We start from the raw sequence: 9,501 nt of genomic DNA, 5'->3' as shown, positions 1-9,501 counted from the left end.
GGACAGATTAAGTAAAAATAAAAGTAAAAAGGGGGAGAAGTAAATGGGATTAATGGATGTATTATTAATTGTCATACCTTCTTCGCTATTGTTTGCTGCTCCGCTAATCTTTACAGCACTCGGCGGTAACTTTTCCGAACGAGCTGGGGTCGTTAATATTGGATTAGAAGGTTTAATGGTGATGGGGGCTTTCTCTTCCATTGTTTTTAACTTAACATTTGCGGATAGTCTTGGTGCTTGGACACCTTGGATTTCATTGCTTGTTGCAATGCTTGTTGGTGCGATTTTCTCTTGTCTGCACGCTGTGGCAAGTATCACATTCCGTGCCGATCAAACCGTTTCTGGTGTAGCGATTAATTTGCTAGCAGCAGGACTTGCTATGTTTTTAGTGAAATTAATCTATGATGGAAAAGGACAAACGGCTACTATTCGTTATGGCTTTAAGAAAATTGATGTTCCTGTCTTAAAGGATATTCCTGTAATCGGTGATTTATTTTTCTCTAATACGTATTGGACTTCTTACTTAGCAATCATCGTAGCTATTATCGTTTGGTTTGTCATGTTTAAGACGCCATTTGGTTTACGCCTTCGCTCTGTAGGGGAGCATCCAATGGCTGCAGATACAATGGGAATTAACGTAACAAAAATGCGCTATATTGCTGTTATTCTGTCAGGAGCATTTGGCGGAATTGGCGGTGGGGTATTTGCCCAGTCGATTACAAATGATTTTACACACGCTACGATTAGTGGACAAGGGTTTATGGCGCTTGCCGCTTTAATCTTTGGTAAATGGAATCCGCTTGGAGCAATGGGAGCTGCCATTTTCTTTGGATTTGCGCAAAGCTTAAGTATTGTTGGAAGCAGCTTACCTTTCTTAGAAAGCATTCCAAACGTATATCTATTAATTGCACCATACGTATTAACGATTATTGCATTAACGGGCTTTATTGGTCGTGCAGATGCACCAAAGGCTTCAGGTGTACCTTATATTAAAGGTAGCAGATAATACGAATTTTTTGGGAAATGAAAAAGAAGCTGGAACATAAGTACTCCAGCCCAAGTTATAGCCAAACAATTACACGAAAGTTTCGTATAATTGTTTGGCTTTTTAATTAGCTTTTGAATACGCTGTTCCAGGAAGTTTGTTGCTATTACGCGCAGCTAGAATACACTATTTCTGATATGACCGCTCGCTTTGCTTTCCATGGGGCGAGCCCCGAGCCCCTTCACAGTTCACTAAGCGAATGAAAACCACTTTTGACTAAAGTGGAAGAGAAACTGGCGCTCATAAAGTGAATGAAAACCACTTTTGACTAGAGTGGAAGAGAAACTGGCGTTCATAAAGTGAATGAAAGCCACTTTTTGATTAGAGTGAGAGAAAAACTGGCGTTCATAAAGTGAATGAAAGCCACTTTTGATTAGAGGAGTGAGAGAAACTGGCGTTCATAAAGTGAATGAAACCACTTTTGATTAGAGTGGAAGAGAAACTGGCGTTCATCCATCGAATGAACACCATTTTTGACTAGAGCGAGAGAAGAAAAAGCGTTCATAAAGCGAATGAAAATCATTTTTGATAATTATTCGCCCTTACAAATCTTCTATTTAGTTATTTCCCATCCTCGTTCCTATTCTCGGAAAAATCCTGCCTTACCTTGATTTCTTATTCCTCATGAGTATTCATTACCTTGGTCTTTATTTCTTTATCCAATAACTCGATCGGAATATGTTTAGGAACAACATTTGCTGGAACTTCACCATTCATATCTAGATAATAGTGCCGAATAGGCTTTAGGGTGTTATCATCTAATTCATAAACCAATGGAATGCTTGTCGGGATGTTTAAGGAAGCAATTCCATCTGAAGAAACATTGTCTAAATACTGAATGATAGCGCGAAGTGTATTCCCATGTGCTGCAATAATGACTTTTTTATTGCTCTTTAACATCGGGGCAATTTCTTCATTCCAATAGGTTAAAACTCTTTTCTCCGTATCGGCAAGATTTTCTGTCAAAGGAAATTCCCCTTCTTTAAGCTGTCCATAGCGAGGATCATTGATAGTGTAACGGGGATCCTCTTTACTAAGAGCAGGTGGTCTAACATCCATGGACCTTCTCCAAAGCTGTACTTGATCCTCCCCGAATTTATCCGCTGTTTCTGCTTTATTAAGCCCTTGCAAAGCTCCATAATGACGTTCATTCAATTTCCATGTTTTATGTACGGGAATCCACATGCTGTCCATTTCATCAAGGATAATCCAGAGGGTGCGGATAGCCCTTTTTAAATAGGAAGTAAAAGCCATATCAAAGTAAAAGCCATTTCTTCTTAAAATCATCCCAGCTTCTCTCGCCTCTGTTAATCCAGTTTCAGACAGCTCGATATCAGTCCAGCCGGTAAAACGGTTCTCTACATTCCAAATACTTTCTCCATGGCGAATCAAAACAAGTTTTGGCATCATCATTTCTCCTTTACCTCTTTTATATGCTTCCTTTATTTTTTTCCTATTTTTTAATAAATAGTCTTTTGAACTTCTTCATTGAATAAATTAAGTGGAATTATTTTCATTTTCGGTTGAATAGACGTAATCCAAATGATATGTTGAATATACAAAGTTGTATAGCCTTTTTTTAGTGGAGGAAACGATGAAAAGAAAGCGAATAGCAGTTGCAGCAATCGGATTAATGGTTATTTTGGGATTTGGTCTTTTGTGGAATAAACCTGTGTATGGGAATGATGAAGCGTCCATTAAGAAGCTAATTGCCGAAAGTGATTTACTTCAGGTAAAAACGAATATTGAAATTATTGATATAGTAGATACTGAAACGAATAGAATAGTTGGTTTTACAAATGGAGAAGGACAGGGCATTATTCGGTTTGAAAAAGATTCTAAGGGGAATTATACGTACCTTGGTATGAATTTTGAAAGTGGTGCGAGCAATGGAATCACAACCTATACCGTTCCGGTAGATAATAGCAGAACACCGCTTTTTCTATTTGTATCAGATGGTTCCACCGTTGGGACGATTGAATTGTTCATTAATAATCAATTAAGAGAAGAAAAATCAGTTCCTTTAGGCACCTTTTCCATGGGGGCGTTTCAAGAGAGACTTTCAGAAGCAGAAGCGAAAGCCTTTAGTTTGGAGTTTAAGCTATATAACAAAGAAGGAAAAGAGATAACAGAAATAGAATCATAAGTGGTAGGGAAAATAATCGATACTTTGTAAGAATAACCTTATAAATAGAGTAAATACTAGTAAGTAGTGTATGATTAGTGCAAGTATATGTAGGAGGTATGTTATGAGTGTAGCATCGGAAAAAATCACGAAATATGGCGGCTTTCAATTACATACAGTAAAAACAGAAAAATTTAAAACAAATAATATTGTAGTGAAATGGCGCACACCTATTACAAAAGAAAATGTAACGCACCGGGCGCTTCTTCCATATGTGATGCAAAATAGCACCGAGAAATATCCCACAACAGCAAAGCTTCGTTCCTATGTAGAAGAGTTGTATGGAGCGACTTTTTTTATCGACCTTGCTAAAAAAGGAGAATACCACATTGTTTCTTTTTCATTAGAAATCGTTAATGAAAAATTTTTATCAGACCCGACTCCTTTATTAAAAAAAGGATTGGAATTTTTAGCAGAAGTTATTTTCCATCCGAATGTCACCGACAATGCCTTTGACCAAAAGGTAGTAGAAAATGAGAAGCGTGCTTTAAAGCAAAGAATTCAATCGATCTATGATGATAAAATGCGTTATTCCAATCAGCGTGTGATTGATGTCATGTGTGAAAACGAACCGTATGCCCTAAGCGTATATGGAGAAAAGGAACAGGTTGATAGCATTACACCACAATCCCTTTTTGCTTATTATCAAACGGCGCTAGCAGAGGATCAAATTGATCTGTATATGGTGGGCGATATAAACGAAGAAGAGGTTACTTCTTATATAGAAGAATTATTTCCGTTTAAGGAAAGAACAGCAAAGTCCATTGATCGCAGAACTCCACATGAAACAAGAGAAGTGAAGGAGGTTCGCGAAGTACAGGATATTAAACAAGGGAAATTAAATATGGGATTCCGTACTCAAATTGTCTATGGAGACCCAGAATATTTTGCCCTTCAAGTACTAAATGGCATTTATGGAGGCTTCTCTCATTCTAAATTGTTTATTAATGTAAGGGAAAAAGAAAGCCTTGCTTATTATGCGGCAAGTCGCCTCGAAAGCCATAAAGGACTACTGCTCGTCATGTCAGGAATTGATAACCAAAACTACGAAAAAGCTGTGAAAATTATTAAAGAACAAATGGATCTCATGAAAAAGGGCGAATTTTCTGATCAAGAAATCATGCAGACAAAAGCAGTGATTCATAATCAAATGCTGGAAACATTAGATACCTCTCGTGGGATGATTGAGTTATTCTATCATAATAGTGTAAGTGACAAATACGTAGAAATGGGCGAATGGCTGCAGCAGATGAGTAAAGTTTCTAAGGAAGAAATTATCGAAGCTGCCAAGAAAATTGAATTGGATACTGTTTATTTCTTAACCGGATCGGAGGGGAATGCATAAATGGAAAAAATCGAATTTGCTCAATTGCAAGAAGAATTGTATTATGAAAAATTATCGAATGGGCTAAAGGTATATATTTTACCGAAAAAGGGCTTTAATAAAACATTTTGTACGTTTACAACAAACTATGGTTCGGTAGATAATACCTTTGTTCCCCTTGATGGTTCAGATTTTACGCAAGTTCCTGATGGAATTGCTCATTTCTTGGAGCACAAGCTCTTTGAGAAGGAAGACGGAGATGTTTTTCAAGATTTTAGTAAACAGGGGGCAAGTGCTAATGCATTTACTTCGTTTACAAGAACGGCCTATTTATTCTCTAGTACATCTAATGTAGCGAATAATTTAGAAACGCTAATAAACTTTGTGCAAGAGCCTTATTTCACGGAAAAAACGGTGGAAAAGGAATTATCGGTCAGGAAATTACGATGTATGATGATAATCCAGATTGGCGTCTTTATTTTGGATTAATTGAAAATATGTATGTCAATCATCCTGTGAAAATTGATATTGCTGGAACAATAGAATCGATTTCTCATATAACAAAAGATATGCTTTATGGATGCTATAATACATTCTATCACCCAAGCAATATGCTTCTTTTCATAGTGGGACCAGTTGATCCTGAGGAATATATGACGAAAATCAAAGAAAATCAAAATAAAAAGGATTATACGAATCACAGTGAAATCCAGCGTAAATTTGCGGAAGAACCAAAGCCTGTGAACAAGGAAAAGCAAGTATTAAAAATGAATGTGCATACGTCTAAATGCCTTATTGGAATTAAAGGGATTGACGTGGAGCAGTCAGGAAAAGAAATGATGAAGCAAGAGTGGAGCATTAATTTACTCTTAGATTTCCTATTTAGTGAAAGCTCAGAGAATTATCAAAATCTTTTCCAAGAGGGCCTAATTGATGATACATTTTCCTATGATTACACACAGGAGCATGGCTTTGGATTTGCGATGATTGGTGGAGACACGAGTGATCCTGATCGTTTGGAGGCTGCAATCAAAGAAATTCTCATGAAAGCGAAAACAGGCGATTTTGCAAGTGAGACATTAGAAAGAACAAAGAAAAAGAAAATTGGGGCATTTTTGCGTGCGATTAATTCACCAGAATATATCGCCAATCAATTTACCCGCTATGCATTCAATGAGATGAATTTATTTGACGTGGTGCCAACTGTTGAGGAAATTACCGTCGATGATATTAAAAATGCGGCCACCAAATTATTGGAGGAAGATAGAATCACTACATGCCAAGTGGTACCGAAATAAGGTGGATGCAGACACAAAGGAATATTTCTTTGTGTCTGTTGCTGTTTTAGATAACAAGGCCGTAAATGGAGTGGAGACAAGTAATGGGGAAATGGATTTTAATTACTGGTGCATCTGGTGGAATAGGGCAAGCAATCGCGAAACAGTTAGCAGAGGAAGGCTATTCGCTTTATTTGCATTTTCATCAAAATCAGCGAGCGATCGAGGAGCTGCTTTCAGAGTTAGCAGAATACGGAGGAGAATACTATCCGATTCAAGCAGATTTAAAACAACCAGACGCTTATAAAAAAATAGTGGAAAATATTTTTACTATCGATGGTATTGTCCATGGAAGTGGCATTAGCACATATGGGTTATTTACCGATGTAAAAGATAATGAGATGAAGGATTTATGGAATGTCCACGTTCATTCGTTAATGTGTATGACAAGGGAGCTATTGCCTAAAATGCTTTCTAAGCAAAGTGGCAATATTATCGTAATCACGAGTATATGGGGGCAGGTAGGCGCTGCAATGGAAGTAGCTTATTCGGCTGTTAAGGGTGCACAAATAAGTTTTGTAAAGGCGTTAAGCAAGGAGCTAGCCTATAATAATATTCGGGTAAACGCGGTAGCACCTGGCGCGATTGAAACAAATATGCTTCAATCATTTTCACCTGAAGAAATGCAAATGATGGAAGAAGAAATTCCAATGGGAAGGCTAGGAAGGCCGAAAGAGGTTGCAGAAAGCGTGGCGTTCTTATTATCTCAAAAATCTTCCTACATGACAGGCCAAGTTCTTTCGCTAAATGGTGGGTGGCATATGTAAATCGCTTTTTTCCAATTGCTTTTCATGCATATTATTTCAAGAACTATCCAAAATAATGATGTAATGCACATTTAAGCAAGGAAAGGGGTATTTCAATATGTCTATTCTAGAAAATTGGGATCAATGGAAAGACTTTCTAGCAGATCGTCTTCATCACGCTGAAAATGAAGGAATGAACCAAGCAGTAATAGGAGATCTTGCGTTTCAAATAGGAGATTACCTATCCAATCAAGTTCAACCAAAAAACGAACAAGAAAAAATTCTATCTGATTTATGGTCCGTTGCAGACGAACAAGAACAACATGCGATTGCTAATATGATGGTAAAACTAGTCCATAATAACGGAACAAAATAATTAATGTTTGTAAAGAAGCTCGACAAATAGATGAAGAAATGAGTCTATTTATCGGGCTTCTTCTGTTGATTAATGTGTCAGTGACCGAGCACAGGAAAAAGCAGAGTAAAAGGTAATAGAGAGCGCCTATCTGTGACCGAACATAAGAAAAAGCAGAGCAAAAGGTAACAGAGAGCGCCAATCTGTGACCGAGCACAAGAAAAAGCAGAGTAAAAGGTAATAGAGGAAGTTCATCATCAAATACCATCTCCAATCCCAAATAAAATACATGAAAATCTATCAGAAATCACCGTTCTTCCTAAAAAAACAAAACAGCATTCTTCTAGAAAGCACCCTTTCGACAAATTGTCCATCTTTTTTTCTATTTTCACCCCTTTTTTCTTGATTATTTATACCATTCCTATATGATAGAAATTAAAAGACTAGAAAATTTCACTTGATATTTGTAGGAGGATTTTTTTGGAACAAAAGGAATGGTATTTAGAATACGAAATTCAAAAAAACCGACCTGGTTTATTAGGGGATATTTCCTCTTTGCTAGGGATGCTTTCTATCAATATTATCACTATTAATGGGGTAGACGATGGACGTCGTGGCTTATTAATGTTAGCAAAAAATAAAGAACAAATAAAAAGGTTAGAATCTATTCTCTATACAATGGACACAATAAAAGTAATCAAGCTTAGAGAACCTTCTTTAAGAGATAAACTTGCGGTGAGACATGGTCGGTATATTCAAAGAGATGCTGATGATAAAAAGACATTTCGATTTGTTCGCTATGAGCTTGGATTGTTAGTAGATTTTATGGCTGAATTATTTAAAACAGAAGGTCATAAATTAATAGGGATCAGAGGGATGCCTCGTGTAGGGAAAACGGAATCTATTGTTGCTGCCAGTGTTTGTGCTAATAAAAGGTGGCTTTTAGTAAGCTCTACTTTGTTAAAACAGACCATTCGCCATTCCTTAATGCAAGGAGAATACAATGAAAACAATTTATTTATCATTGATGGAATTGTATCTTCCAAGCAAATCAATGAGCGACATTGGGCCGTAATTAGAGAAGTGATGCGCCTGCCATGTATCAAAGTGGTAGAACATCCCGATGCTTTTGTACATAATACAGAATACACTTTAGATGATTTTGATTATATTATTGAGCTAAGACATGAGCCAGGCGAGGAGATTCTTTATGATGTTCATAAAAAGCATACTCTTGCCATAGAAAGTGAATTCGAGGGTTTTGATTTTTAGTAAGTTGGAAGGTGTTATCTTTTGAGTGAATTAGGAAATCGATTAAAGGAAGCTAGAGAAGCAAAAGGACTAACGTTAGAGGAATTACAGGAGATTACAAAAATCCAAGTCCGTTATTTAGTTGGCATTGAAGAAGGTAACTATAGCATGATGCCAGGTAAATTTTATACCCGGGCATTTATCAAACAATACGCAGAAGCGGTAGGTTTGGTGCCAGAAGAATTATTTGAAGAATATAAAGATGAGGTGCCGACAACGACAAACGATGAGTTACCGCAGAATTTATCACGAGTGAATTCGAGAAAATCCTTAGACGGAGCGAGTTCAAAGGTACTTGATATTTTGCCTACTATACTTATTGCCATTCTCGTTTTAGCAGTCGCCTTCTTGGTTTGGTATTTTGTGTATGCGAAAGATTCCGATCCAGAAAAACAGTCCAATAATGATACGGAACAAAATTCAGTTTATATGAAATCTGATTCGTTAAATGAGAAGGAAGAAGAAGCAAAAGAAGAAGAGGCTAATAAAGAAGAAGAGAAAGTAGTAGAAGAAGAAGAGAAAAAGGTCGAAGAAGAGAAACCAAAACAAGAGATTACAAAAAAAGAAACAGTCGGAAGAACAACTACTTATGAAGTGAAAAATGCGGATAAGTTTGTCGTAAAGCTTGTTTCAACTGGAAAAGTTTGGGTTGATATCCAAAATGGGAAAAACTATTCGTTTTTCCAAGGTATTCTTGAAAAAGGCGGATCTGATACACAGGAAGTCGATTTATCAAAAGAGACAGAAGCAAATATCGTTATCGGAAATAGTCAGGTAGATGTTTTTGTCAATGATGAAAAATTGGAGCTTGGTGATTCTTCCTCTAGACAGGATCTTGTCATTAAATACGCAAAAGAAGAATAGTCATCGAATCGATGACTATTTTTCGCTATTATAGCTTATTTAGGGTATAATACTAATGTTTTTAATTTATTTTTAATGAAAGTGACGATTATCGTCATGGTAATGGAGGATGTAAGATGAATTTACCAAATAAGATTACCGTAGCAAGAATTTTATTAATCCCTGTCTTTCTAGTAATTATGCTAGCAGATTTTTCATGGGGAGAACTTACGCTTTTAGGTGTCACTTTACCGATGACACATTTTATCGGTGCGTTGATTTTTATTATTGCTTCAACTACAGATTGGATTGACGGACATTTTGCGAGAAAATATAATTTAGTAACAGATTTAGG

General features: G+C 36.7%; 8 protein-coding genes and 2 pseudogenes. 9 read left to right on the top strand and 1 reads right to left on the bottom strand.

Annotated features, from left to right (window positions below; all coding sequences use genetic code 11):
* Positions 1-43: 43 nt before the first annotated feature.
* Entirely contained in the window at positions 44-1,006 is a 963-nt protein-coding gene (locus RTL21_RS08080; protein WP_312095092.1) for an ABC transporter permease, read from the top strand.
* Between the two features lie 654 nt (positions 1,007-1,660).
* On the opposite strand, the gene gpmA is transcribed toward RTL21_RS08080, so the two are convergent.
* Positions 1,661-2,452 carry a 2,3-diphosphoglycerate-dependent phosphoglycerate mutase gene (gpmA, locus tag RTL21_RS08075; protein WP_312095090.1) on the bottom strand — a complete coding sequence of 264 codons (792 nt, stop codon included), beginning with the start codon at positions 2,450-2,452 and terminating at the stop codon, positions 1,661-1,663.
* A 187-nt stretch (positions 2,453-2,639) separates the two neighbouring features.
* Here gpmA and RTL21_RS08070 point away from each other — a divergent pair, with 187 nt between their 5' ends.
* The 8 genes and pseudogenes from RTL21_RS08070 to RTL21_RS08035 all read left to right on the top strand — a co-directional run.
* Positions 2,640-3,191, top strand: coding sequence for a hypothetical protein (locus RTL21_RS08070; protein WP_312095088.1), 552 nt, complete (start codon positions 2,640-2,642; stop codon positions 3,189-3,191).
* Between the two features lie 103 nt (positions 3,192-3,294).
* Positions 3,295-4,575, top strand: a complete 1,281-nt coding sequence (gene yfmF, locus RTL21_RS08065; protein WP_312095086.1) for an EF-P 5-aminopentanol modification-associated protein YfmF — start codon at positions 3,295-3,297, stop codon at positions 4,573-4,575.
* Positions 4,576-5,852: pseudogene (yfmH, locus tag RTL21_RS08060) on the top strand (EF-P 5-aminopentanol modification-associated protein YfmH).
* Positions 5,853-5,935: 83 nt separating this feature from the next.
* The gene (gene ymfI, locus RTL21_RS08055; RefSeq protein WP_312095084.1) at positions 5,936-6,658 is read left to right on the top strand and encodes an elongation factor P 5-aminopentanone reductase; all 723 of its coding nucleotides are present in this window, start codon (positions 5,936-5,938) and stop codon (positions 6,656-6,658) included.
* A 97-nt stretch (positions 6,659-6,755) separates the two neighbouring features.
* Positions 6,756-7,013 (top strand): DUF3243 domain-containing protein, encoded by a 258-nt coding sequence (locus RTL21_RS08050; RefSeq protein WP_031534605.1) that lies wholly within the window; start codon positions 6,756-6,758, stop codon positions 7,011-7,013.
* 459 nt (positions 7,014-7,472) lie between these two features.
* A complete protein-coding gene (locus RTL21_RS08045) occupies positions 7,473-8,264 on the top strand; it encodes a DUF3388 domain-containing protein (RefSeq protein WP_312095081.1) in 792 nt (263 codons plus the stop codon).
* A gap of 21 nt (positions 8,265-8,285) precedes the next feature.
* Positions 8,286-9,167 carry a helix-turn-helix domain-containing protein gene (locus RTL21_RS08040; RefSeq protein ID WP_312095079.1) on the top strand — a complete coding sequence of 294 codons (882 nt, stop codon included), beginning with the start codon at positions 8,286-8,288 and terminating at the stop codon, positions 9,165-9,167.
* A gap of 116 nt (positions 9,168-9,283) precedes the next feature.
* Positions 9,284-9,501: pseudogene (locus RTL21_RS08035) on the top strand (CDP-alcohol phosphatidyltransferase family protein); the annotation flags it as partial.

The sequence above is a fragment of the Niallia sp. genome, assembly GCF_031978665.1.
Lineage (GTDB): Bacteria > Bacillota > Bacilli > Bacillales > Cytobacillaceae > Niallia.
Note: the sequence above shows the minus strand (reverse complement) of the source record. Positions and strands in the feature narration are given on the sequence as shown.